General features: G+C 45.4%; 24 protein-coding genes and 1 pseudogene. 13 read left to right on the forward strand and 12 right to left on the reverse strand.

The genetic code is table 11. The features are described 5' to 3' along the window. Window positions 1-82: 82 nt before the first annotated feature. Window positions 83-1,621 carry an alpha-N-arabinofuranosidase gene (locus KTG12_RS06635; RefSeq protein WP_005642078.1) on the reverse strand — a complete coding sequence of 513 codons (1,539 nt, stop codon included), beginning with the start codon at window positions 1,619-1,621 and terminating at the stop codon, window positions 83-85. Window positions 1,622-1,817: 196 nt separating this feature from the next. Here KTG12_RS06635 and KTG12_RS06640 point away from each other — a divergent pair, with 196 nt between their 5' ends. The 3 genes from KTG12_RS06640 (at window position 1,818) to KTG12_RS06650 (ending at window position 6,072) form a co-directional block, all read left to right on the forward strand. Beyond that, window positions 1,818-3,863 carry a M13 family metallopeptidase gene (locus KTG12_RS06640; RefSeq protein WP_155143934.1) on the forward strand — a complete coding sequence of 682 codons (2,046 nt, stop codon included), beginning with the start codon at window positions 1,818-1,820 and terminating at the stop codon, window positions 3,861-3,863. 185 nt (window positions 3,864-4,048) lie between these two features. Then, a complete protein-coding gene (locus KTG12_RS06645; protein ID WP_138272944.1) occupies window positions 4,049-4,765 on the forward strand; it encodes a DUF5020 family protein in 717 nt (238 codons plus the stop codon). An 11-nt stretch (window positions 4,766-4,776) separates the two neighbouring features. Then, window positions 4,777-6,072 carry an NCS2 family permease gene (locus tag KTG12_RS06650; RefSeq protein WP_005650350.1) on the forward strand — a complete coding sequence of 432 codons (1,296 nt, stop codon included), beginning with the start codon at window positions 4,777-4,779 and terminating at the stop codon, window positions 6,070-6,072. A gap of 8 nt (window positions 6,073-6,080) precedes the next feature. Here the strand turns inward: KTG12_RS06650 and KTG12_RS06655 are convergent, their stop codons facing one another. The 4 genes from KTG12_RS06655 to KTG12_RS06670 all read right to left on the reverse strand — a co-directional run bounded on the left by KTG12_RS06655 (window position 6,081) and on the right by KTG12_RS06670 (window position 8,190). Then, window positions 6,081-7,022 (reverse strand): calcium/sodium antiporter, encoded by a 942-nt coding sequence (locus tag KTG12_RS06655; RefSeq protein WP_005640081.1) that lies wholly within the window; start codon window positions 7,020-7,022, stop codon window positions 6,081-6,083. Window positions 7,023-7,223: 201 nt separating this feature from the next. After that, entirely contained in the window at window positions 7,224-7,433 is a 210-nt protein-coding gene (locus KTG12_RS06660; protein WP_005640085.1) for a hypothetical protein, read from the reverse strand. A 32-nt stretch (window positions 7,434-7,465) separates the two neighbouring features. Continuing rightward, entirely contained in the window at window positions 7,466-7,672 is a 207-nt protein-coding gene (locus KTG12_RS06665) for a hypothetical protein (protein WP_005640088.1), read from the reverse strand. A gap of 113 nt (window positions 7,673-7,785) precedes the next feature. Continuing rightward, window positions 7,786-8,190 (reverse strand): hypothetical protein, encoded by a 405-nt coding sequence (locus tag KTG12_RS06670; protein WP_005640091.1) that lies wholly within the window; start codon window positions 8,188-8,190, stop codon window positions 7,786-7,788. An 89-nt stretch (window positions 8,191-8,279) separates the two neighbouring features. Between KTG12_RS06670 and KTG12_RS06675 the strand changes: the two genes are divergently transcribed. Further along, window positions 8,280-9,179, forward strand: coding sequence for a 1,4-dihydroxy-2-naphthoate polyprenyltransferase (locus KTG12_RS06675; protein ID WP_122121894.1), 900 nt, complete (start codon window positions 8,280-8,282; stop codon window positions 9,177-9,179). Between the two features lie 127 nt (window positions 9,180-9,306). Here the strand turns inward: KTG12_RS06675 and KTG12_RS06680 are convergent, their stop codons facing one another. The 6 genes from KTG12_RS06680 to KTG12_RS06705 form a co-directional block, all read right to left on the reverse strand. Then, window positions 9,307-10,248, reverse strand: coding sequence for a DMT family transporter (locus KTG12_RS06680; RefSeq protein WP_122121893.1), 942 nt, complete (start codon window positions 10,246-10,248; stop codon window positions 9,307-9,309). Between the two features lie 253 nt (window positions 10,249-10,501). Beyond that, window positions 10,502-11,047, reverse strand: a complete 546-nt coding sequence (locus tag KTG12_RS06685; RefSeq protein ID WP_005642098.1) for a DJ-1 family glyoxalase III — start codon at window positions 11,045-11,047, stop codon at window positions 10,502-10,504. 56 nt (window positions 11,048-11,103) lie between these two features. Next, window positions 11,104-11,958 (reverse strand): energy transducer TonB, encoded by an 855-nt coding sequence (locus KTG12_RS06690; RefSeq protein ID WP_022322843.1) that lies wholly within the window; start codon window positions 11,956-11,958, stop codon window positions 11,104-11,106. Between the two features lie 83 nt (window positions 11,959-12,041). After that, the gene (locus tag KTG12_RS06695) at window positions 12,042-12,452 is read right to left on the reverse strand and encodes a biopolymer transporter ExbD (RefSeq protein WP_005640106.1); all 411 of its coding nucleotides are present in this window, start codon (window positions 12,450-12,452) and stop codon (window positions 12,042-12,044) included. An 83-nt stretch (window positions 12,453-12,535) separates the two neighbouring features. After that, the gene (locus tag KTG12_RS06700) at window positions 12,536-13,246 is read right to left on the reverse strand and encodes a MotA/TolQ/ExbB proton channel family protein (protein ID WP_005640108.1); all 711 of its coding nucleotides are present in this window, start codon (window positions 13,244-13,246) and stop codon (window positions 12,536-12,538) included. 49 nt (window positions 13,247-13,295) lie between these two features. Then, window positions 13,296-14,012 carry a pyridoxine 5'-phosphate synthase gene (locus KTG12_RS06705; protein ID WP_022322842.1) on the reverse strand — a complete coding sequence of 239 codons (717 nt, stop codon included), beginning with the start codon at window positions 14,010-14,012 and terminating at the stop codon, window positions 13,296-13,298. A gap of 85 nt (window positions 14,013-14,097) precedes the next feature. On the opposite strand from KTG12_RS06705, the gene KTG12_RS06710 reads away from it, so the two are divergent. Both KTG12_RS06710 and KTG12_RS06715 read left to right on the forward strand, forming a co-directional pair. Then, window positions 14,098-14,757, forward strand: a complete 660-nt coding sequence (locus KTG12_RS06710; RefSeq protein WP_005640112.1) for a CBS domain-containing protein — start codon at window positions 14,098-14,100, stop codon at window positions 14,755-14,757. A 46-nt stretch (window positions 14,758-14,803) separates the two neighbouring features. After that, the gene (locus KTG12_RS06715) at window positions 14,804-15,682 is read left to right on the forward strand and encodes an NAD kinase (protein ID WP_005640113.1); all 879 of its coding nucleotides are present in this window, start codon (window positions 14,804-14,806) and stop codon (window positions 15,680-15,682) included. An 18-nt stretch (window positions 15,683-15,700) separates the two neighbouring features. Here the strand turns inward: KTG12_RS06715 and KTG12_RS06720 are convergent. Further along, window positions 15,701-16,252, reverse strand: a pseudogene (locus KTG12_RS06720) (sensor histidine kinase); the annotation flags it as partial. 892 nt (window positions 16,253-17,144) lie between these two features. Between KTG12_RS06720 and KTG12_RS06725 the strand changes: the two are divergent. The 7 genes from KTG12_RS06725 (at window position 17,145) to KTG12_RS06755 (ending at window position 23,805) form a co-directional block, all read left to right on the forward strand. Next, a complete protein-coding gene (locus KTG12_RS06725; protein ID WP_005650338.1) occupies window positions 17,145-17,618 on the forward strand; it encodes a DUF4425 family protein in 474 nt (157 codons plus the stop codon). A gap of 246 nt (window positions 17,619-17,864) precedes the next feature. Next, complete coding sequence (locus tag KTG12_RS06730) at window positions 17,865-18,395, forward strand: hypothetical protein (protein WP_005650336.1); 531 nt, start codon at window positions 17,865-17,867, stop codon at window positions 18,393-18,395. A gap of 27 nt (window positions 18,396-18,422) precedes the next feature. After that, window positions 18,423-18,950: an outer membrane beta-barrel protein gene (locus tag KTG12_RS06735; protein ID WP_046451402.1), complete on the forward strand. Its 528-nt coding sequence runs from the start codon at window positions 18,423-18,425 to the stop codon at window positions 18,948-18,950. Window positions 18,951-19,126: 176 nt separating this feature from the next. Continuing rightward, window positions 19,127-19,660, forward strand: a complete 534-nt coding sequence (locus tag KTG12_RS06740) for an FHA domain-containing protein (protein ID WP_005640122.1) — start codon at window positions 19,127-19,129, stop codon at window positions 19,658-19,660. Between the two features lie 417 nt (window positions 19,661-20,077). Then, on the forward strand, window positions 20,078-21,283 hold the full coding sequence (locus tag KTG12_RS06745) for an MFS transporter (RefSeq protein ID WP_046451403.1): 1,206 nt from the start codon (window positions 20,078-20,080) through the stop codon (window positions 21,281-21,283). 74 nt (window positions 21,284-21,357) lie between these two features. Next, window positions 21,358-22,791 carry a TolC family protein gene (locus KTG12_RS06750; protein ID WP_022322840.1) on the forward strand — a complete coding sequence of 478 codons (1,434 nt, stop codon included), beginning with the start codon at window positions 21,358-21,360 and terminating at the stop codon, window positions 22,789-22,791. An 18-nt stretch (window positions 22,792-22,809) separates the two neighbouring features. After that, window positions 22,810-23,805, forward strand: a complete 996-nt coding sequence (locus tag KTG12_RS06755; RefSeq protein ID WP_022322839.1) for an HlyD family secretion protein — start codon at window positions 22,810-22,812, stop codon at window positions 23,803-23,805. The last annotated feature ends 1 nt before the right edge of the window (window position 23,806 follow it).

A 23,806-nucleotide genomic window follows, 5' to 3' on the forward strand; every position in this document is an offset into this window, starting at 1 on the left:
TTTGATTTATGATTTATGATTTATTCGTTTACTCCTGACTTGATACCATAGACAACACTATGTTCAATCATAAATCATAGCATCATTTCACTTCCAGTACGACGATAGACTTGGCGGGCAGGTCGATTTTGAGCTGTCCCTTTTCGATTTTCGCACCGTCGAAGGTTGCCGGTTTTACGGCATCCGGTTTCTCGAAGGTGTTATGGTCATTGATGGAGGCGGAGGTCAGGATACGTCCTTTCACGCTGCCGATCTTTTGTCCTTGCAGGTCGAGGGTGATGCTTTGGGCGTTGTCGACATCTACATTGGCCAAAGAGATGTGGATACGTCCGTTCTTGTCTTTGGAGGCGGAAGCGCTTACCATCGGTACTTCTCGGCCTCCGCGCACTTTGGCCTTGTCGCAGATCAAGTCCATCGGCAGGAAAGTGGCGTCCTGGTGCACGTTATACATCTGGAAAACATAATAAGTCGGCGTGAGCAACATCTTCGGGCCGTTCGTCAGGATCATGGATTGGAGCACGTTGACGATCTGGGCGATGTTGGTCATCCGGACGCGGTCGGTATATTTATGGAATACGTTCAAAGTGAGGGCTGCCACGAAAGCATCGCGCATGGTGTTCTGCTGGTACAGGTGGCCGTTGATCGTGCCCGGCTCTTCGTCCCACCAGGTTCCCCACTCGTCTACCATCAGGCCGATCTTCTTCTGCGGGTCGTATTTGTCCATGATCTGGATATGCTTCCTGACGACATCTTCTATTTCGAGACATTTGCCCATTGTCCAGTAATAGTCGTCCTTGTTGAAATCCGTAGCCGATCCTTTGCTTCCGTTCCATCCCGTGACCGTGTAATAGTGCAGGGAGATGCCATCCATGCGGCCGCCGACGTTCTTCATCAGCGTCTCCGTCCAGTTGTAGTCGTAGTCGCTGGCTCCGCTGGCAATCTTGAAAAGGCGGTTGCCGTCGTAGTTGCGGCAATAGGTGGAGTAGCGGCGGTAGAGGTCGGCGTAGTATTCGGGGCGCATGCTTCCGCCACATCCCCAACTTTCGTTGCCGACACCGATGAATTTGACTTTCCATGCTTTGTCGCGTCCGTTTTGCCGGCGCAGGCGGGCCATCGGGCTGTCGCCTTCCGAAGTCATGTATTCGACCCACTTGGCCATCTCTTCGACGGTCCCGCTACCGACGTTGGCGCTGATATAAGGTTCGCACCCTAACAGTTCGCAGAGGTTTAGGAACTCGTGCGTACCGAAACTGTTGTCTTCGATCGTGCCGCCCCAGTTGTTGTTCACCATTTTCGGACGGTTTTCTTTCGGGCCGATGCCGTCCATCCAGTGGTATTCGTCGGCGAAGCAGCCGCCCGGCCAGCGGAGGTTGGGGATTTTCAGTTCTTTCAAGGCATTCAGCACGTCGTTCCGATAGCCTTGTGTATTGGGTATTTCGGATTCGGGGCCGACCCAAAGCCCGCCATAGATACAGGTCCCGAGGTGTTCGGCGAACTGACCGTAGATATGTTTGCTGATCTGTTGGTTTCCTTGCTCAGGATAGATACGGATGCTCGCGTCTTTCTGGGCGAAGAGGGGCAGTGTGGCGGCTGCCATTAGGCTTACTAATACTGTTTTCATGTTATTTTCGTTTACTATGTTTTGTTTGAATGAAAGCTATGTCATGATATAAAATTATAGGTTATAAGTATTTTCCTGAGGACAAAAGTATATAAAATACACTTATGAACGAAATTATAAAAAGAAAAAGATATTACTATTTGCCTCAATTTGTGTACCTTTGTCGGATAAAATGAATGATTAAACGTTGAACAAAATGAAAAAGTTAATGGTAATACCGCTTGTTGCCGCTGGAATGGCCGCAATGGTGGGGTGCAGCAAAACTCCTGTGAAGGAGGCTGCAAAGAATGACGCTATCAACCTGGCCAACCTGGACACGGCTGTGGCTCCGGGGACCGATTTCTATCAGTATGCTTGTGGTGGCTGGATGAAGAATAATCCGCTGAAACCGGAATATGCCCGTTTCGGTACATTCGACCAGCTCAGGGATAACAATCAGGAACAGATCCGTACTCTTATCGAAGGTCTCAGTGAGACACCCGGGCAGGAGGGGAGCGTCGGGCAGAAGATCGGTATGTTGTTCGCGATGGGGATGGACAGCGTGAAACTGAATGAAGACGGTTATGCCCCGATCAAAGACCAGCTTGCTGAAATCAACAAGTTAGGAACGAAGGACGAACTGACCAAGATGGTTGCTACCTTGCATAAGGAGGGGATGGCTCCTTTCTTCGCCTTGTATGTCGGAGCCGATGAAAAGAACAGTTCCATGAATATCGTACAGTTATACCAGGCTGGACTGGGTATGGGAGATCGCGATTATTACCTGCTGGAAGACGAAAGCAGCCAAAAAATGCGCGAAGCCTATAAGAACTATATTACCCGTTTGTTTACCCTGATCGGAAGTTCTCCCGAACAGGCCGATGCCGCCGTCAATGCGATCATGAAGATAGAAAGGGGCATTGCCGAAGTTTCTTTCAGCCGTGAAGACCTGCGCGATTCCCAAAAGAACTATAATAAGATGTCTATCGAAGATTTCAAGGCTAAGAACGATCTGTTAAACTGGGATGTTTATTTCGAAAGTATGGGGATGATGGATATCAAATATCTGGATGCGAAACAGCTCTCGTTCTATGAAGGTCTGTCTGCCTTGATGAAGAATACGACTTTGGATGAACAGAAATATTACCTGACATTCAACTTGCTTAGCTCTGCCGCTCCTTACCTGAGTGATCCGTTTGTCGCTGCCGATTTTGATTTCTATGGGAAGACGATGTCCGGCTGTCAAGAGCAGCAGCCACGCTGGAAACGTGCCCTGTCTACGGTAAACGGTGCCCTGTCGGAAGCTGTCGGCCAGATGTATGTGGCTAAATATTTCCCGGCTTCTTCCAAAGAAAAGATGTTGAAGATGGTCGGTGACTTGCAGAAAGCGTTGGGTGACCGTATTTCCAGCCTGGAATGGATGAGCGATGCCACTAAGGCGAAGGCGCAGGAGAAATTGGCTGCTTTTATCGTCAAGATCGGCTATCCCGACACTTGGCGCGACTACAGCGGTCTGGAGATCAAGAATGATTCTTATTGGGCGAACGTACGCCGTTCCAATATCTTTGAGGTCAATTATATGTTGGCGGATGTAGACAAACCGGTCGATAAGGCTCGTTGGGGAATGAGCCCGCAGACGGTGAATGCCTATTACAACCCGACAACGAACGAGATTTGTTTCCCTGCCGCCATCCTACAACCTCCTTTCTTCAATCCGGAAGCTGACGATGCCGTGAACTATGGTGCTATCGGTGTCGTGATCGGCCACGAAATGACTCACGGATTCGACGACCAGGGACGTAACTATGACAAGGAAGGCAATCTGAGTGACTGGTGGACAGCCGAAGACGCCGCTCTCTTTACGCAACGTGCCGACCGTCTGGCTCAGCAATATAGTGATATCATTGTTGTGGACAGCGTTCATGCCAACGGACGTTTCACTTTGGGCGAGAACATTGCCGATCAGGGGGGGCTGATGGTCGCTCATTTAGCATATCTCAATTCTCTGGAAGGAAAAGAGACACCGGCCCCGATCGACGGTTTTACCAATGAACAGCGTTTCTATCTGGGCTACGCCAATCTTTGGGCACAGAATATCCGTCCCGAAGAAATCCTGCGTCTGACCAAGATCGACCCGCACTCATTAGGCAAGTGGCGTGTCAATGCCGCCCTTCGCAACATTGATGCTTTCTACAGCGCATTCGATATCAAAGAAGGCGAACCGATGTATATGCTGCCGGCTGACCGGGTGGTGATCTGGTAGAGTCCTGACAGCTATATTGTCATTAGAAATATCCTGATGTAATTCATTTTGCATCAGGATATTTTTATTTAATACAAATCAGCTCTGTTTAGCCGGCCTGACAAACGAATGAGAGAAGTAAAAGTAAAATTAATTTATGTATCTTTGCATCTTTCTTTAACACTTTAACAATTTAGGATAATAAGATGAAAAGGCTCTTTGTGCTGGCGGCTTTGCTGGCGATTGTTTGTTACGGGAAAGCGCAAAATGTGCAGTTACATTATGATTTCGGAGGTGCTCTTTATGACAAGGACTTACATGGCCGTCCGGTGCTGACCTCGACGGTGGAAATGTTTAAAGCGGATAAATGGGGAAGTACCTATTTTTTTGTCGACATGGATTATACCAGCAAAGGAGTTGCAGCCGGCTATTGGGAGATTGCCCGCGAACTGCGTTTCTGGCAACCTCCTTTTTCCATACATGTCGAATATAACGGGGGAGCATCGAGCAGTTTCTCCTATAATAACGCCTATCTTGGCGGTGCAACCTATACCTGGAATAATCCGGATTTTACGAAAGGTTTCACGCTTACCGCTATGTATAAATATATCCAGAAACATCGGGAACCCAACAACTTCCAGTTGACAGGCACTTGGTATGTTCATTTTGTCAAGAACGGTCTTTGCACGTTCAGCGGTTTCGCAGACTGGTGGAGGGAACGGACCGATTATGCGGACGGTAGTCACCGGAACTTTATTTTCTTGGCCGAACCGCAGTTCTGGGTGAATCTTAACAAGCTAAAACATGTTGATGATAAGTTCAAGCTGAGTGTCGGCAGTGAGGTAGAGTTGAGCCAGAATTTCGGTGCACGTAAAGGGTTTTATGCTATTCCGACACTGGCGATTAAGTGGTCATTCGATTAATCAGATTGGAAATGCTGAAGAAGTTACTTGGGTTCGACCCACAGACAATGGCATTGCGCACGGAGATCATTGCCGGGATTACGACGTTCTTGACAATGAGTTACATTCTGGCTGTCAATCCCTCTATCCTGGCAACGACAGGGATGGACAAAGGCGCTGTTTTTACTGCAACCGCTTTGGCTTCGGCCCTCGCTACCTTGCTGCTGGCTTTTATGGCAAAGCTGCCTTTTGCCCAGGCTCCCAGTATGGCACTGAACGCCTTTTTCGCTTTTACGTTGGTGCAGGGCATGGGTTATTCCTGGCAGACCGCTATGACAGCGATGTTTGTGGAGGGGGTGATCTTTATCCTGATTACGTTTCTGAACGTCCGGGAGGTGATCTTGAATAGCATACCGATGAACCTGCGCTTCGCTATTTCGGCGGGGATCGGCATGTTCATCGCTTTTGTGGGTTTGAAGAATGCCGGCATCATCGTTCCGAATCCGGCGACTTTCGTGATGTTCGGACCGTTCACTCCGGTTTCGATCCTGGCGATGGTGGGGATTCTGTTGAGCGGTATCCTGGTCTTGAGGAAAGTGAAGGGAGCGTTGTTCTACAGCATTCTGATCTGTACGTTGATCGGTATTCCGTTAGGAGTGACGGAAATTCCGGATGGGTTCCTGCCTGTTTCCATTCCTCATTCGATGGTTCCGACGTTCTGCCAGTTTGATTTCAATGAGTTTTTTACGTTGGATATGGCAATCGTCATCTTTACCTTGCTGTTTATGAATATATTCGATACGGTCGGTACACTGGTCGGCCTGGCTTCGAAAACAGGCATTATGGAAGAAGACGGACAGATTCCCCACGTAAAGGAGGCAATGATGTCCGATGCGATCGGTACGACGGTAGGGTCCATGATGGGAAGTTCTACGATTACCACCTATGTGGAGAGTGCTTCCGGTATTGCGGAAGGCGGACGTTCAGGGTTCACTTCGCTGGTGACGGGTGTGTTGTTTTTGCTTGCTTTGTTCTTTGCTCCCCTGTTCCTGCTGATTCCGAGTGCGGCAACGACGGGGGCTTTGGTACTGGTCGGGGTGTTTATGATGGATTCTATCACAAAAGTCGATATGGATGACATATCCGAAGCGCTTCCGGCTTTTATCACCATGATCATGATGGTACTGACCTATTCCATTGCCGACGGAATGGTTTTAGGATTGTTGTGCTATGTACTGGTCAAGTTAGGATGCGGCAAACATAGGGAGGTAAGCCCTACCATGTATGTGCTGGCAGCCCTGTTCATCTTGAAATTTATTTTTGCATGAATACTCTGTCAGAGTGTGTCGCGAAGTAACCAGAACATGTAAATCACATAGAAGAGAATCAAGACGAATCCTTCCGTCCGGGATATTTTTTGCCCGCTTTTCACCAGCGGCAAGAGCAGGACGGATATGCCCAACATGACCAGTAGGTCGATGTAGTTTACATTTTTGGCCTCGATGGGATGTATAAGCGAGCAAGAGCCGGCTATGGTCAGTATATTGAATAAGTTTGAGCCGACGATATTCCCGATGGCAATATCCGTTTTACGCTTGTAAGCGGCAACAATGGATGTTGCCAGTTCCGGCATACTTGTTCCGGCTGCGACGATCGTAAGCCCGATAACTGCTTCGCTCACACCAAGCTCTTTGGCGATGGAAACGGCATTGTCCACCAATAATCGAGAGGCAAATACCAAGACGACCAGACCCCCGACGATGGCCAGCGTATCGACAGCCCAGTGCTTAGGCTGTTCTTCGAGTTCCTGGCTCGACCCTTCTGTTCCATGTTTGCGGGAGTAGAAGAGGCTGAATATTGTATAAATGATAATACCTGTTAGAAAGAAAAGCCCTTCCGTCCGCCCCAATGTCCCGTTCCAGAAAAGGATGGTGAACAGTACGGTTGCGGCCAGCATGACCGGGATATCGATTCGGAGTAATTGCTTTTTTACCTGAAGCGGGCAAATGGTTGCCGAAACTCCTAATATGACTCCAATATTGAATATGTTCGAACCTACGATGTTTCCGATCGCAATATCGCCTTGTCCGCTGAGCGTGGCGTTCAGGCTTACTACCAGTTCGGGGGCACTTGTCCCGAATGCAACGATGGTCAGACCGACCACCAAAGGTGAAATTTTGGCTTTGAGAGCTAAAGCGGAACTCCCCTGAACTAACCAACCGGCCCCTATGTAAAGCGCTACCAGCGAGAGAATCAATAACGTCAAACTTGTAATCATAGCCCTTTTTTCCTTATTCGTTTGTTAATCTATTAAAATGTCTTGCTTCCTGTTATCCCGGCAAAGAATATTTGCCGTAACCAAGTAAACAGCAAGTTGTTTTATAGGCAGAAAAACGTACCTCGGAAAACCTCGAGATCACCACGAAGTAAACAACAGGAAGCTAATAGACATTCAGTTAGGGTTGTTAGGAATTATTCTTTAATATTCGTATTCTTCATCCTTCGGACTATTGGCTTCCTGCCGCATATGAATGAACCGTAAAGCAATCATCGCTACACTCAGCACGGCAAGACTACCCATTGTTATCTCTTTTAATAACATATTGGAGAAGTCGCTTGTTCCGATTAATACCAAGATAATGAATGACAACATCATAGTTGCATCCACAAGATCTTTATTTATTTTCATGTCTGTATTTTTTTAGGCTGTGAAACGATCTTTTATTTTTCGGGGCTGGCTGTTTCTTCCGTTGTGGAAGGAGTGCTAAGGCCTTTCATGATGCCATACAAGCCTACACCGAGGGCTCCCATGACGACTACCAGTTTCAGATAATCGTTCGGAACGATGGAACTGCAAGCGAGTACACAACCGATAATAGTAATAACGACATAAATATAGATACTGAATTTATTCTTTTTAGTAGACATAATTATTTGATTTTTTAAGTGAATAATAAAATTGTTCGCATTTCGGAAAATGCAATAAAAGAAACGGTATGGAATTCATATCCCATACGAAATCAGAGATTATTCACTTACGATCAAATAATGATTTTCCGCAGGCCATACACATGGTATCCCATGCGGCAAAGGAGGGTTGAAAAGTTAATGGTCTGACATATTGTTACCTCTTCGGATACTTTCCGGAGAAGATTGATTTCTTTCAAGCGAAAATACTGGATTGCCTTTTCTTCGATCTTCAGTAATCGTATGTTTAAAGTATTGCTGACATTCTGGATGCTTCTGCGAGGTGTCAGGCAATTGCAACCTTTCAAGTCGCTGCTGAGTATTTCCAGGTTATGCTGCATGTCAGCTGTTCCTTTTTCTATCATAACAGCCTCTTTCTGCACTTGTAAATCAAGTGTAGTATCGTTGTTCTGTACGTCTTCGGGTACAAAAAGCAACATTCCGAATAGTAGGGTCAATATGAATAGAAAATTCTTCATGTTGCAAAGATATATGAATTCTTGCGTAAAAAACAAATATGTGCCCTTTTTGTTTTTATTTTTGCATGCAAATTATGCTGAAAACAGATATGGAAGATAAAAAATCTCTTGCTGGGGCTTGGGTGGAGGCGGCACGTCCCAGGACCTTGCCGGCCTCTGTCAGTCCGGTTTTATTGGGGTGCGCATTGGCCTATTATGACGGGATGTTCGATATAACACCGGCAGTATTGTGCCTCCTTGTGGCTCTCTTCGCCCAGATAGCCAGTAACTTTGCGAACGATTATTTCGATTTTAAGAAGGGAGCCGACCGGGAGGACCGGTTAGGGCCGGAGCGAGCGGTGGCGCAAGGCTGGATCACTCCGAAAGCCATGCTGGCAGGTACGTTCGTCATGTTGGGACTGGCTTGCTTGTCCGGTTTGCTACTGATCTGTTTTGCGGACTGGCGGCTGATATGGGTGGGACTTGCGATCGCCATATGTGTGCTGGCCTATTCTGCCGGTCCTTTTCCTTTGGCTTATAACGGGCTGGGGGATGTCTGCGTATTGTTGTTTTACGGGGTTATACCGGTTTGTTTCACCTACTATATACAGACGTTGAGTTTCTCCTTGTTGTCTTTCTTGCTATCTGTGGCCTTGGGGCTTTTGTCTGTGAATATCTTAGTTGTCAATAATTACCGGGACTACGTGCAGGATAAGGCTGCCCGCAAACGGACGACAATCGTTTTGTTCGGTCGCCGTTTCGGTCGGGTGTTTTATATTTTGAATGAATGTGTGGCGTTTCTCTTGGTTCTCCCGCTTGTTCTGGATGCTCCTTGGTGGATTCTGTTTTTATTCGGGATCCTGTTCGCCCTTTGCTTTTACACGACACGGGAATTGCTTACACTGGAAGGAAGGGCGTTAAACCGTACATTGGGACATACGGCACGCAATGTATTTCTTTTTGCGGCAGTCCTTTCCCTTTTATTCGTATATGTGGGATCGAGTCTGTAGCCGGACTGCCGTAGATTCTCTCTTGCAAGAGTAAGTACCGTCGGCCCGCACTTATAGTTCTGAGAGTCTGCGATACTTTAATCGCAAGCTCTCAGAACTATAAACGTAAGACGCCGATTGTAAGGACTTATTTCGAAACCTGAAAATGGGCCGCTTTCCTGTATAATTTCCGTAATGTGCCCTGGATCGATTTGGACAGGATAATCATCGTTACAGCAATGATGATAAGCAGGATGCCTACTGCCAGATTGGGGGTGAAAGGCTCGCTGAAAACCAATATCCCGACACATACGGCGGTGATAGGTTCTACGGCACCCAATACGGCGGTAAGCGTTCCGCCGATATTGTGCACGGCAAGCACGAGGGTGATATTCGAGATAACTGTCGGAACGATCGCCAACAGTATCAGATTGACAAATGACATGCTGTCGGGAATCGGTTGTATGCCCTGGTTAGTTCCCGCCTTGATGGCAAACAGAGCCGTGCTGACAACGAATACATAGAAGGTCAGTTTGCGTCCGCCCATCTTTAGTCTGGAGGTTGATCCCCCGGCTAAGAATTTATTGACGGTCGTGATATAGAGCGCATATCCCAGGGCCGACAGCAGCACGATGAACACACCTAATGCGCTCAGTCTTATTTCTTCCTCACCTATCGAAAGACGTGCCACCCCGCAGATTGCCAATACGATCGCCATCAAGGTAATCCAGGATGTCTTTTCCCGGAAAAACAACAGCATGATAAGCGTTACGAATACCGGATAGGTGAAATGCAGCGTTGTGGCGATCCCCGCCGACATAAAATTGTATCCCCAGAACAGGAACATGGCGGAGGCCGTATAGAAAAAACCTAACAATATTAATACCGGGATATCTCTCTTGTCCGCGTGGAAAGATTCTTTCTTTGCGGCCATAATACTTGCCAGGGCCAATGCCGCGAACAGGAAACGGTAGAACAGGATGGAATCGAATTGCATTCCTTTTGCCATCAGGGGCAAGGTAAACAGCGGGATTAACCCGAAGGTTGCGGATGTCAAGATACCAAAGGCAAATCCTTTTAAATTATTCATCGTACTGCGTATTCTTTTTGATAAAACTGATGCAAAGGTAGTCGAAACGGACATTTGCACCAAAATTTGCGCTCGGTGTCTTTTATATGGTATCGGAATATAAAGGGTAAAGGAGGACGATACTCCGGTATTGTTACGGAATGTTTGCAATTAGTAAAAGATGGAAGGTGTCCCAAAACTGTCCTGTTCTCACACCAAAGATGGGAATAAGGGCTTTGGGGACACCTTCTATCAATGTGGACTGATCTTTTTCTTACAAAAGCAACCCTGCGGCAACCTCTTCCGCAACCGCATCGTTCTTGATGGCTGCGACCAGGGCGAGGCCAAAATTCATGACTAATCCGGGGCCTTTGCCGGTTATCACATTGTCGGAGACTTCAACGGCTTCACCGGTGACGTTCGCACCGATCAGCTTCGGTTCAAAACCCGGATAGCAGGTCGCCTTGCGGCCCTTTAACAAGCCGAGTCCGCCCAATACCATAGGAGCGGCACAGATTGCAGCTACGATACGGCCTTCGCGGTATTGTCCGAGCAATGCTTCTTTGACGGCCTCCGAATCGTTCAGGTTCGATGCACCCGGCATGCCTCCGGGGAGAATGAGGGCATCGGCATCATTTAACAGGGCATTGTTCAATGTCGTGTCGGCTGTGACCGGAACATTGTGTGCACCGATGACAACCGGATCGGTTGTGATGGAAACAGTTGTAACTTCGATTCCACCGCGACGCAGGATATCGACAGTCCCCAGGGCTTCCATTTCTTCGAAACCGTTCGCTAAGAATACAATTGCTTTCTTCATGATTTATGAATTATGATTTATAATTTATGATTTATCAACTGCTCATAAATCATAAATTATTTAAGTTTATACAGATAGGTAATCGTACCACTCTGGTTGTTCGCTCCGCTGATGCTGTTGAACTTGGCGCGTTTGGCCGCGTCCAGGGCGCTCTTGCGCATGGAACCGTTGTCGATGTTGGTACCTTTGCCTATTTCTGCAAATATAACATTTCCTTTCGGATCTACCGTAATGTTGATTACGATTCGTCCTTCTTCCTGGATCGTGTAAGCTGGGCGTGGTAGACCTCCCGCTCCGATCGAACGTCCGTTCAGGTTGAACGAACCATATCCGCCAACACCTTCATTAGCCCCGTGGTCGGAATTTCCGAACGGGCTACCCTGATTGCCGGTTCCGGATCCGGCATCTCCCTGGCTGTTCCCTTCTTGGCTGCCTATTCCGAAAGCACCTGCGACCTTGTTGCTGATGGCCTGTTCTTTCTTGCGGCGTTCTTCGGCAAGGCGTTTCTTCTCGGCTTCCTCCTTGCGGATGCGTTCTTTTTCAGCCTCCTCTTTCCGTTTTTTCTCTTCTTCTTTCTTGCGTTGCTCTTCTTTTTCTTTTTTCTTCTTTGCTTCTTCGATTGCGACGCTTTCTTCGATCTCCTGCGTCACTAGATCTTCCTTAGGAGTTTCTACCTTCGGTTCCGGAACGGGAGGGGGAGGAGTCGTCGTTTCTTGTGGAGGTTCCTGTCCGGTATATTTCGGTTCGAAAGTCCCGGCTGCCGCATTGACATTTCCGAAGTTCACCAATATACCGCCGTCTTCATCGGGAACGACGGTTTTGAGAACCGTGAATCCCAGAATCAGCAGGATGAACAGGTGGAATGCCACCGAACCCACTATGCCATATATGTCATCTTTATTTAACTTCATGAATTATGAATTATAATTTATGATTTATGAATTCTGATTTATCATCGACGCATCAATCATAAATCAGAATTCATAAATCTCAACTATTTTTGTGATCGGGTGGCAAGCACCATCTTGAATTTATTCTGATTTGCGATGTTCAGAATACGTACGATTTCTTTATAAGGGACCGTCTCGTCTGCATACAAGGCTACAAACATTTCCGGTTCTTTTGCATAACTGTCTTGCAGGAATGGGGTGATCTCTTCGAAAGACACCTGTTTTTCCCGTTGGTTACCGAAAGCGACATAGTAATTCAGATTCGCATCGATCGTGACACGCGTCAGTGGCTTGGCAGCAGTCTGCTTTTGTGCCTGTGGGAGCGTCACCTTGATGGCGTTCGGAATCACGACGGTGGAGGTAACCATAAAGAAAATCAACAGCAGGAATATGACGTCCGTCATGGAAGCCATGCTGAAGCTTTCGTTTACTTTTGTTCTTCGTTTTAAAGCCATAACTTTTTGAGTTATGATTTATGATTTGTGATTTATGATTGTATCTGTGTCGGGATAAATCATAAATCATAAATCATAAATCTTTAGTTTGCAGGTTCATTCAATAAGTCCATAAATTCCATCGTGCGGGCTTCCATCTTGTTTACCACGTTGTCTACCTGCGAAACCAGATAGTTGTAGGCAAACAGGGTGATGATACCGACAACCAGGCCACCTACCGTTGTTACCAGCGCTTCGTAGATACCGCCCGACAATAAGGTTACGTCTACATTCGTTCCTGCATTAGCCATATCGAAAAAGGCGCGAACCATACCGGTTACCGTACCTAAGAAACCCAACATGGGAGCGCCGGCGGCTGTCGTGGCGATCAGCGGGAATCCTTTTTCGAGTTTGGCGATCTCCAGGTTACCCACGTTCTCGATGGCAACCAGTACGTCGTTCATCGGGCGTCCCAAGCGGGTGATACCTTTCTCGATCATACGGGCGGAAGGGGTGTTGGTGCTTCGGCACAGGTTCAGGGCCGAATCAACCTTCCCTTCATGGATGTAATCTTTGATGCGGTTCATAAATGTTTCATCCTCCTTACCGGCGCGGCGGATGACCATCAGGCGCTGGATAAATATATAACATGCCATCAGCGACAATAGCAATAAGACAACCATAATCCACCCCCCTTTAAAAGCCAGGTCGATTACATTGATTTCAGCTTCCGTGGGTGCTGTTACCGCCGTGAGGTCCGGCATCTGTTCTGCTGTTTGTGCCCCTACTGCTTGCAGGGAAAGTAAAATGCTCATATTTGATTTGTGATTTGTGATTTATGAATTATCTGTTAATTGTCTATTGTCAATAGACGAGACATTCTTTATATAAACGGATTGTTTCCTTCAGCCCGTAATAGAGAGCATCGCTGATCAAGGCATGACCGATGGAAACTTCATCCAGCCCCGGAATGTTTTGATGGAAATAAGCCAAATTTTCCAAACTCAGATCATGACCGGCATTTACGCCTAATCCTAAGTTTTTGGCAAGTCCGGCGGCAGAGATGAAAGGAGCGATTGCTTCTTCGCGGTTTACAGGGTAGAGGGTCGCATAAGGTTCCGTGTATAACTCGATGCGGTCGGTTCCTGTCTTGGCAGCCAGTTCGATATTCTCAAGATCCGTTCCGACGAATATGGAAGTACGGATACCGTGTGAGGTAAAAGTTTCGACTAACTCGCTCAACTGGTCGAAATGGGCTTTCACGTCCCAACCCGCATTTGATGTGATGGCATCGGGAGCATCCGGCACTAGTGTCACCTGCGTCGGTTTTACTTTCAGAACCAGGTCTATAAACTTCTCGCAAGGATAACCTTCTATGTTAAACTCTGTTTTTATTTCCGGTTTCAAGGCATACACATCGCTGTATCGGATATGACGTTCGTCCGGTCTGGGATGAACGGTAATCCCTTGTGCACCGAAAGTTTCACAGTCTAATGCTACTTTTAATACGTTTGGTACATTGCCACCGCGTGCGTTGCGAATGGTTGCGACCTTGTTAATGTTTACACTTAAATTTGTCATCGTATATCGTTATATCTTTTTTCTTTCATTACATTTGCACAAAAGTATCGGCAAATTTAGCAGTATTTAGGGAATATACAGAAGAATGTTGGTGAAAGATTTCATAACGAAGGAACTTCCGGTGTTAAAAAGTTTTGACACTGGGGAATACGCATTAGCCTTGATGGATGATTTTAAGTTAAAGCATCTGCCATTGTTAAGCGAAAACATATATCGGTGTCTGGTTTCGGAAAAAGACCTGTTGGCGATGCCTGATCCAACTGCTATTATCGGTGATCCGGTTCTGTTTTCACCGAGTGTTCAAGAAGATACCCATATCTATGAGGCGTTGGCACTGGTCACTCGCTATCAGTTGAGCCTCCTTCCGGTCGTAAGTACGGAGGGAGAATATCGCGGGGTCATTACGCGCGATAAACTGATCGATATCCTGTCCGAGCTTTGCAATGCCGATACGGCCGGAAGTGTTTTTGTGCTGGAAGTGATGCCGCAGGATTATTCGATGACGGATATCGCCCGTTTGATCGAGGCGAATAATGCGCATATCTTGAGCCTGCTTTCCTATACGGATAAGACGACCGGACGATTGCATCTGATTATCAAAATAGATCTGGAAGACGTCTCTCCTGTGATCCGTAGTTTTGAGCGTTTTAATTATACTGTCCTCTATTATTTCATGGAAAAAGGAATGGTGGACGACCTGTTGCAGCAGCGGATGGAAGAATTGGTCCGTTATATGAACATATAAACAATTGACAATTGATAATTGACAATTAGAAAAATACGAATCGGGGATGAAGAAGGTTGGAATATTTGGCAGTGAGTATCAGGCGGACAAGCAACTTGTGATTAAGCGTTTGTTTGAAAAACTGGCTTCTTTGGAGGCTGAGGTTTTCGTGGACCGTGACTTTTATCTCTTCCTTACGGATGCATTGAACTATGAACCGCCGGTATCGGGCATCTTGACAAGCGACGAGTTTGATTTGGATGTGGCGTTGAGTCTGGGAGGAGACGGGACATTCCTGCGTACTGCCGCCAGGGTGAATAAGCAGGATATCCCCATTTTGGGCATCAATACCGGCCGCCTCGGTTTTCTGGCGGATGTGGCGAGCAATGATATTGAAGATACACTGGACGAATTATTTAAAAACTACTATAAGACGGAAGAACGTACTTTATTGCGCCTTCATACGGAAGACCGGGTGTTTCACGGTTATAATTATGCCTTGAATGAGATTGCGATCCTGAAGCGGGACACCTCTTCCATGGTTACGATCCATACGGCGCTTAACGGGGAATATCTGACGTCTTATCAGGCTGATGGTTTAGTCATTTCTACACCGACAGGTTCGACGGCCTATTCGATGAGTGTGAACGGTCCGATTATCATTCCGCAAAGTAAGAATTTGGTGTTGAGTCCGGTCGCACCTCATTCGTTGAATGTCCGTCCGCTGGTAATTCCGGATTCCTTTACGATCACCCTGGGAGTGGAAAGCCGGAACAAATATTTTCTGATCGCCCTTGATGGGCGTTCCGAGATATTCCCGACCGGCATACAGCTGCGGGTGAGTAAAGCCGATTATACGACCAAGGTGATCAAACGATATAACCATACTTTTTATCAGACTCTCCGTGAAAAACTCATGTGGGGAGCCGATACGAGGATGAAATAGGCCTTCCTCTCCCTTGTGTTATCGTGTGTCCGATACTCCGTTTGTTGCTAGCGGAAGCGTGAACCAGAATGTGGAACCTTTTCCTAAAGTGGAGCAGACACCGATATTACCACCTAGTTTTTCTATGATGCTTTTACTGATGGATAGTCCGAGACCCGTTCCTTGCTTGTGGGCATTCAGTTTGACAAAACGGTCGAATATGTTTTTGCATGCTTCTTCGCTGATTCCGATGCCGGTATCTGTTACGGATACATATATCTTATTTTCTTTCAATCGGTAATCCAGTTTGATTTCGCCATTGGATGTGAATTTGATTGCATTGGTCAGGAAATTGGAGATTACCTGTGTGAGCCGTTTCGGATCGGAGTTAAGTTTGACGGAGGGTAAGTCCCGGTTGAAAGAGAAGCGTACATGATCCGGTATTTTTAAGGTATGGACGGCATAGATCTCCTCGCAAATTTCTTTGAAGTCGAACTTCTTCGGATGAATGTCGAATGTGCTGGCTTCTATTTTTGAGAAATCGAGAATATCGTTGATCAGCTGTAAGAGCAGGTCGCTGTTCTTGTTCAGCCGCATGCAGTTTCTCCCGTATATTTATTTCATTCGTGGTATCGATCAAATTGCCTTCTTTGTCGTATAGCTCGATACCTATCGGAAGCTTCTGGTAAATATTTTCCAGGTTCAGCTCTTTTTTCAAAGGGTTGTGTGTAGGAAAATGAGGCATATCCGTTTTTTTGCATATGATGTCTATTGTGTTGCATATAAAACATTAATCTATTGCATATAAGATCCTAACGCCAATTTCAAAACAGATCTGTTTTTTCTTTTGTTCCGTCTCTTGTGATCTTTTGTATATTTCGTTTATTGGTTTGTTTATTTATGATAAAAGTTATGATAATCATGTGATTTCGTAAAACATTGTAAAATTAGGGAATATAAATGGATTGTTATTCTTGATACTCGGATAAAGTTATGCGAATATGCTGTTTTTGTATACAAAGCCGGAACTGGAGGTTCTCGAAGAAGCCAAATGTGTATCTAAAATTATGTTTTGTAGCATGATTTTGTTAAACATGGTTAAGTAAATGAATTTTCCAAGTAAAAATGTATGCTACATAACATAAAGTTCATATATTTGCACTGTGTTTTTCATGGTATTAGATTTAAGGTTAACAATGAAGATTGGCTGTCCGTGAGGATAGCCTTTTTTTGTTTTGCTATTTTGGGTATATAATATTTTTTTAGCGTAGGTTCTTTGTTAAGAGATAGGAACTTTATATAGATGTTTTAAAATGGTCGAATGAAATATTCGGATAATCAAATGTTATTGGAATATGTAAAAGGGAGGGTTATTTTTTGTTTCTATATTTTTGAAGATAAGTGGGTTGTTTAAAATTGAATAATGTTGCATTCTTGAATGAATGTATTACTTTTGTGCCGTAAATTTAAAAAAGACAAAAGTATGAAGAAAGGTAGATTTTCATTGTTAGGCATTGTTGCTTTGTTTTTAGGTCTGATATTGGTTAGTTGTAGTGACGATGATGATCAGGGAGGAGTAATTGATACAGGTATACACAAAATTGTAGTGGAACAATCTGGTGATATAGACGCGTTTGAATTAGGACTTGTTTTTGGGGCGGTTAATACGACTAGTGGGCCTACGAAATTGTATGATGAGGACGGTAAGTATTTAGGAGAATCGCACTCAGTAACAAGAATGGAAGATGCTAAGGTATCCTGTCAGACAGGGGATGATGCTTTCTTTATGACTTGTGCAGGTTCTGTAACAAGTACTTCAGATGTATCAGGTAAAAAACTGAAGGTGCTGGTTACTGCTTATATAGATGGAAAAGAAGTAAACCAATTGGTGAAAGAATATGAAACTAAAGGTGAGATATTGATAGAAAATTTTAGTGTATCGACAACTGCAAAGTAAATAAGGAGTATTATTGATACTGTTTTAATAAGAAATCAAAAAAGGCTGTCTAAATTAGGATAGCCTTTTTTGTTTGTATTTGAATATTAAAGATTAATGCAAAAAATGATATTGCAGCTGTTGGATATTTATTTTTATTGATGGTTAAGACTTGCCGTGATTAGTAAGAAAAGATTGTTTATTGTTTTTTTTATGCTTATGTTTGCAACTTTAATAGTATTTATCAATTCAATAATTTTGCGAAATATGAGACAGCTTAAAATCATACTATTATTAGTAGCCTTTTCTTGTTCCGTATTTGCACAGGATAGGTTATCTCTGTTTATAAGCAGGGCAAATAAATATGCCTCAGTGGAGCTATCAGATTATCGAAAGCGTTTATGTGTAGAATATAATATGTCCAATAATTCATTGGATGATTATTACAGGCGGTGCGGAAGAAATTGGGGGAATGTCGGTTTGGCTCTTGAAATAGCCAGAACTTCCGGTAGGCATATGCGGGATGTCTGTGATTATTATAAACGTTATCATCGACATGGTTGGGATCGCGTATTAATAGAGATAGGTATAAGACCGGGATCAACATGTTACAAGCCTTTTTATGACAGGATTCATTATCATAGTAACTGTTGGCATGAACATTATTGCTCGTATTGTGATCATCACGATAAACACCATTATAAGCATCATAAAAAACATAAACACCACAAACATCATAAACATCATAAATGGCACGATGGCTATGACGATGATGATTGGGATGACGATGATGATTAACATTTATAGATATAAAAGTATATTGAAATGAGAAAGATTTTAATTTTTTTAGGACTATTGTTTGTTATGTTGAGTAACATTTATGCTCAAAAAGGCAGACAAGCGATTGGATTCGGATTGAGTTATGGGACAGAAATTGAAAGTATTGGTTTAGGGTTGAAATACCAATATAACATAACTAACCCCATACGTCTCGAACCGTCTTTGAATTATTTTATAGAAAATGACAATGTTAGTATGTTGGACGTGAATATGAATCTTCATTACTTATGTCCTGTGGGGAGGAGTGTCAAATTATATCCTTTATTTGGTTTTACATTTTCCAATTGGATGTTTGATTTGGGCGATGGATTTGATATAGATGTGGATGGAGATCATATTCATATTGACAAGGACGATGACCATCATAATGAATGTAGAGTAGGAGTGAATATTGGTGGTGGAGCCGATTTTGTGTTGACAAATAATTGGATTATGAATTTCGAATTGCGATATCAGTTAGTTAGTGATTTTGATCAAGCTGTTTTTAATTTGGGATTTGCTTATCGATTTTAATTTACTCCTTAATTAAGGAACTATAAAAGGAAATTTGTCAGAATTCACAGGATGCGATTCCGGATCAAGCCCAAATCGCATCCAATATTCTTTCTTTCACCTGCGAGATGAAATCTATTTATGAATAAAAACTGTATCTTTGCGCAGAATTATATGTCGATATCCAAAAATAAGATATGAAGAGAGTTTTCTGCCCCAAGTGTGATAATCAGTTAGCGTTTGACGAAACGAAATATCCGGAAGGTAAAGTGTTGGCGTTCGTATGCCCGCAATGTGGTTCTCAGTTTAAGATCAAGTTAGGACGAAAAATAGTCCGTACCGAATCGGGACAGGAAAAAGAGGTGAAGGAACCTGACTTCTCCTGCGGCTATATTACGGTAATCGAAAATGTCTTTGGATTCAAACAGGAACTTCCACTTGTAATGGGTGATAACGTGATCGGCCGCCGCAATAAAGATACTGACGGAGTCGATGTCCCCATCATCACAAGCGATCCTAGCATGGGGCGTAAACATTGTGTGATCAATGTGAAAGAAGATAAGGAAGGAAAGCTCATTTATACATTGCGCGATTTCCCGAGTCTTACCGGAACATTTCTGTGCAGCGTACTTGTCGGAAAGAAAGAACAGGTGCGGGTTGGAGAAGGCGCCATTGTAACGATCGGTGCTACCACCTTTATTCTTCATGTACCGGGAGGGGAGGAAGAGTAGCCTTTTCTATTTGAACTTAGATACTGTCCGGAGTGAAACTGACCTCTACATCAAGGCGATAAGGGAGATAGGGAAATTGGCGTAGGTTTCGGGAGAGATGGATGCAAAAATCCTTTTCGACTCCGGGGGCAGTAAGCTAAGCTAAAGAATCATTATTCATGCTTTTGTATTCGACTTCGAATATAAAACAACTCATATCGGGTTTGGCTCACGCCCTTTTACATAAAGAACTACAAATATGCTAAACGAAAGTTTCATAAATTATGGTCAAATAGACCTTAAAAGGCTATCAGTTAGTCTGTAATCTTGGCGTTGTATTAAAATGTAAGTGTTAAATCGGATATTTCGAACAATCTTTCTGACAGATCTCTTTTTTATATGTACTTTTGTAATCGAAAGAGGCAATGAGGTTAATTAATGGAACAGAACAAGGTACAGGCCACTACGGGGATCACTTTCCGTATACTGGTCGCTTTGAGCATATGTCACTGCTTGAATGACACATTACAGTCCGTTATCTCGGCTGTTTATCCACTATTTAAGGAAGATTTAGGGTTGAGCTTTGCCCAGATCGGGTTGATAACGCTTGTCTACCAGTCGGCTGCATCCGTATGTCAGCCGTTGACTGGACTTTTTTTTGACAAATGGCCCTCGGCATGGTCGTTGCCGACAGGGATGAGTTTTACGCTTGTGGGGTTGTTGAGCTTGGCTTTTGCCAATACGCTGCCATTAGTCCTTTGTTCGGTGGCATTGGTAGGGATCGGCTCGTCGGTCTTCCATCCGGAGGCCTCCCGGTTGACTTCACTCGCATCGGGTGGAAAGCGAGGATTGGCGCAATCGTTGTTTCAGGTCGGAGGAAACTTGGGAGGATCGTTGGGACCGTTGCTTGCAGCCGTTTTTGTCGCCCCCTACGGGCGGAGGCATATCGCCTTGTTTACGATCCTGGCTTTTACTGCGATTATGGTGATGATCCCTGTTGGGCATTGGTATAAAAGTTTCCTGCTCCGGTTGAGGAAAGCGGAAGGAGAAACGCTTAAGACGAGTGTCAGCAGACCACTCCCGATGGGAAAGACCGTATTCTCGATAGCGATCCTGTTGATCCTAATCTTCTCCAAATATATTTATATGGCGAGTTTGAATAGCTATTACACCTTTTACCTGATTCATAAGTTCGGGGTCAGTGTGCAAGCTTCTCAACTTTATCTCTTTGTTTTCCTGATTGCGACGGCAATTGGAACGCTGTTAGGCGGACCGATCGGTGACCGGGTAGGACGGAAGTACGTGATCTGGGCTTCTATCTTAGGTGCAGCCCCGTTTACACTAATCATGCCTCACGTGGAAAACCTATATCTGACGACGGTTCTCAGCTTCTGTGTCGGCTTGACCTTGTCGTCGGCTTTCCCGGCTATTCTAGTGTATGCACAGGAATTATTACCGTATAAATTAGGTCTGATCTCCGGTCTTTTTTTCGGTTTTGCCTTTGGGGTAGCGGGGATTGCATCGGCTGTGTTGGGGAATATGGCTGATCGGTATGGCATAGAGGCGGTTTATAACGTATGTGGCTATATGCCCCTTATCGGATTGGTCACGTGGTTCTTGCCTGACCTTAAGAAGAAACGGTAGTAGCTGGGGAACAATAAAGGCGATCGCCTTGTTATAAGTCATAAATTTCGCACAAACTAAATTTAGACACATTTATGATTTGTAACTTTACTCACTTCAGCATCGCCCTGCTGTGGTTTCTTCCTGTCTTTTCCTCTGCCCAGACAGAGCCTATGGATTTGTCGCTGGAGCAATCTCTTACGCTCTTGCGAAGCGAGAACAAAAGCCTCAGGATTGCCGGGAAGGAAGTGGAGCTGGCGAAGAATGAACACCAGAAGCTCAATGCTTTTTGGTATCCCACTATCAGTGCTGCGGGAGCTTATGTGCATATGTCGAACCCGATCGAGGTACGCCAATCCCTGAACCAGTTCACCGATCCGGCGAAAGAATATGTCCATTCCATCCTGCCCAACGACCAGTTTATCTCATCACTTCTCGATAAGATTGGACAAAACACATTGACGTTGCCGCTCATCTCGCAAAATGTCACGTCGATCGATGCAAACTTGACCTGGCCCATTTTTACTGGCGGCAAGCGCATCTATGCTGGCAAGATCGGCAAGAAACTTGTCTCCGTTGCCGAAGTCAACCGCGAACAGGTAAGCGCGAACCAACAGGCTTTGCTGATCGAAAGTTATTTTGGCTTACGTCTCGGCCAGCGGGTTGTCGAGGTCAAGACGGAAACTTACAACTCCCTGAAAATCCATTACGACCAGGCTTTGAAGTTAGAGCAACAAGGGATGATCAACCGGGCTGAGCGTCTTGTAGCCCAGGTAAGCATGGAAGAGGCGAAGCGCGAACTCGAATCCGCCCGGAAAGACCTCGAAGTCGCCAGTCAGGCACTCAAGAGCTTGATCAACATAGGAGAAGAACAGGTGATCCGCACGACGACTTCCCTTTTTATCAACGAGAGTATCCCCTCGGCCAACTATTTCAAGGAGATGATCCCTTTTAACAATTACTTGGTCAACCAACTGAAGCTACAGGAAAATATCGCCGGCGACCAGTTGAAGATCGGTCGTTCAGGTTATCTCCCCAATATCGCCCTGATCGGCAAGCAGACTCTCTATGCGGATGGAGTCGACAAATATCTCATGCCGCGCACGATGATCGGGGTTGGCTTTACCTGGAACATTTTCGACGGACTCGACCGGGAAAAACGTATCCGGCAGGCACGTCTGACCAGTCAGTCGTTAGCCATCGGGAAAGAGAAAGCCGTGACCGATTTGCAGGTAGGAGTCGATAAGTTCTACTCCCAGATGCAGAATGCGATGGACAATGTCAAGGCGTTAAATACTACGCTTGAGATGAGCAACGAACTGGTTCGTATCCGCGAGAAATCCTTCAAGGAAGGAATGGCGACCTCGTCGGATGTGGTAGACGCTGAGGTGGTGCTCTCGAAGGTGAAGACCGCCTTCTTGCTCGCCTACTACCAATACGATGTGGCGCTTGCCAATCTCCTGTCCATTTGTGGTATTCCCGAAGCTTTCCACCAATACCGGATGGACGGTAAAACAGAGATCTTATAAACATAAAACCGTATAATCATGGACAAATCGAAGAAATATCTGGCGATCTCCTTTATAGTAGTGCTGATTGCCGTAATCATCCTGTCTTTCGTGGGTATGTTCTTGTTGAAGGATAAACCTGTGATCTTGCAGGGACAAATCGAAGCAACCGAGATACGTATCTCCGGAAAACTGCCTGGCCGTATCGATACATTCCTAGTAAAGGAAGGACAGAATGTAAAGGCCGGAGACACCCTTGTTGTCATCAACAGCCCTGAAGCGCTTGCCAAATACCAGCAAGTGAACGCTCTCGAAAGTATCGCCCGTTTCCAAAACCAGAAGGTAGACGGGGGAACGCGCAAGCAGATCATTGCCACTGTCCAGCAGCTCTGGAACAAATCGAAGTCGGACCTCGAACTGGCAAAGACCACCTACAACCGTATTGAAGTCCTGTATAGGGACAGCGTTGTTTCTTCGCAACGGCGAGACGAAGTGAAAGCTTTATATGATGCTGCCGTAGCCGGTGAACGGGCGGCCTGGAACCAATACCAGATGGCGCTCGACGGCGCCCAAATACAGGATAGAGAGAGTGCCCGCTCTTTGGTGAACGCAGCTAAAGGCACGGTCGAAGAGGTTGCAGCCCTTTTGCAGGACGCCCGCTTGACAGCCCCGGAATCCGGCCAGATATCGACAATCTTCCCGAAAAGGGGAGAGCTGGTAGGAGCAGGGATGCCTATCATGAACTTGATCGTGCTTGACGACGTGCATATCGTACTGAATGTCCGTGAAGACCGCCTGCCGTTCTTTCCGATGGGAGGGACGTTTGTTGCCGATATCCCGGCTATTGACAAGAAGAACATCGAATTCAAGATCAATTATGTCAGCCCCTTAGGTAGTTTTGCTACTTGGAAATCGACTAAGCAGACGGGCAGCTACGATCTTCGTACGTTCGAGGTACATGCTCTGCCTGTAAGAAAGGTGGAAGGGCTGCGCCCTGGAATGTCGGTATTGGTTGAATTGACAATGGATAATTGAT

The organism is Parabacteroides sp. MSK.9.14, from assembly GCF_019041495.1.
GTDB lineage: Bacteria > Bacteroidota > Bacteroidia > Bacteroidales > Tannerellaceae > Parabacteroides > Parabacteroides merdae.

Bases quoted from the DNA above. Each gene is read 5' to 3' on its own strand.
- KTG12_RS06635 (WP_005642078.1), bottom strand. From the start codon at position 1,621: ATGAAAACAGTATTAGTAAGCCTAATGGCAGCCGCCACACTGCCCCTC.
- KTG12_RS06640 (WP_155143934.1), top strand. From the start codon at position 1,818: ATGAAAAAGTTAATGGTAATACCGCTTGTTGCCGCTGGAATGGCCGCA.
- KTG12_RS06645 (WP_138272944.1), top strand. From the start codon at position 4,049: ATGAAAAGGCTCTTTGTGCTGGCGGCTTTGCTGGCGATTGTTTGTTAC.
- KTG12_RS06650 (WP_005650350.1), top strand. From the start codon at position 4,777: ATGCTGAAGAAGTTACTTGGGTTCGACCCACAGACAATGGCATTGCGC.
- KTG12_RS06655 (WP_005640081.1), bottom strand. From the start codon at position 7,022: ATGATTACAAGTTTGACGTTATTGATTCTCTCGCTGGTAGCGCTTTAC.
- KTG12_RS06660 (WP_005640085.1), bottom strand. From the start codon at position 7,433: ATGAAAATAAATAAAGATCTTGTGGATGCAACTATGATGTTGTCATTC.
- KTG12_RS06665 (WP_005640088.1), bottom strand. From the start codon at position 7,672: ATGTCTACTAAAAAGAATAAATTCAGTATCTATATTTATGTCGTTATT.
- KTG12_RS06670 (WP_005640091.1), bottom strand. From the start codon at position 8,190: ATGAAGAATTTTCTATTCATATTGACCCTACTATTCGGAATGTTGCTT.
- KTG12_RS06675 (WP_122121894.1), top strand. From the start codon at position 8,280: ATGGAAGATAAAAAATCTCTTGCTGGGGCTTGGGTGGAGGCGGCACGT.
- KTG12_RS06680 (WP_122121893.1), bottom strand. From the start codon at position 10,248: ATGAATAATTTAAAAGGATTTGCCTTTGGTATCTTGACATCCGCAACC.
- KTG12_RS06685 (WP_005642098.1), bottom strand. From the start codon at position 11,047: ATGAAGAAAGCAATTGTATTCTTAGCGAACGGTTTCGAAGAAATGGAA.
- KTG12_RS06690 (WP_022322843.1), bottom strand. From the start codon at position 11,958: ATGAAGTTAAATAAAGATGACATATATGGCATAGTGGGTTCGGTGGCA.
- KTG12_RS06695 (WP_005640106.1), bottom strand. From the start codon at position 12,452: ATGGCTTTAAAACGAAGAACAAAAGTAAACGAAAGCTTCAGCATGGCT.
- KTG12_RS06700 (WP_005640108.1), bottom strand. From the start codon at position 13,246: ATGAGCATTTTACTTTCCCTGCAAGCAGTAGGGGCACAAACAGCAGAA.
- KTG12_RS06705 (WP_022322842.1), bottom strand. From the start codon at position 14,012: ATGACAAATTTAAGTGTAAACATTAACAAGGTCGCAACCATTCGCAAC.
- KTG12_RS06710 (WP_005640112.1), top strand. From the start codon at position 14,098: ATGTTGGTGAAAGATTTCATAACGAAGGAACTTCCGGTGTTAAAAAGT.
- KTG12_RS06715 (WP_005640113.1), top strand. From the start codon at position 14,804: ATGAAGAAGGTTGGAATATTTGGCAGTGAGTATCAGGCGGACAAGCAA.
- KTG12_RS06725 (WP_005650338.1), top strand. From the start codon at position 17,145: ATGAAGAAAGGTAGATTTTCATTGTTAGGCATTGTTGCTTTGTTTTTA.
- KTG12_RS06730 (WP_005650336.1), top strand. From the start codon at position 17,865: ATGAGACAGCTTAAAATCATACTATTATTAGTAGCCTTTTCTTGTTCC.
- KTG12_RS06735 (WP_046451402.1), top strand. From the start codon at position 18,423: ATGAGAAAGATTTTAATTTTTTTAGGACTATTGTTTGTTATGTTGAGT.
- KTG12_RS06740 (WP_005640122.1), top strand. From the start codon at position 19,127: ATGAAGAGAGTTTTCTGCCCCAAGTGTGATAATCAGTTAGCGTTTGAC.
- KTG12_RS06745 (WP_046451403.1), top strand. From the start codon at position 20,078: ATGGAACAGAACAAGGTACAGGCCACTACGGGGATCACTTTCCGTATA.
- KTG12_RS06750 (WP_022322840.1), top strand. From the start codon at position 21,358: ATGATTTGTAACTTTACTCACTTCAGCATCGCCCTGCTGTGGTTTCTT.
- KTG12_RS06755 (WP_022322839.1), top strand. From the start codon at position 22,810: ATGGACAAATCGAAGAAATATCTGGCGATCTCCTTTATAGTAGTGCTG.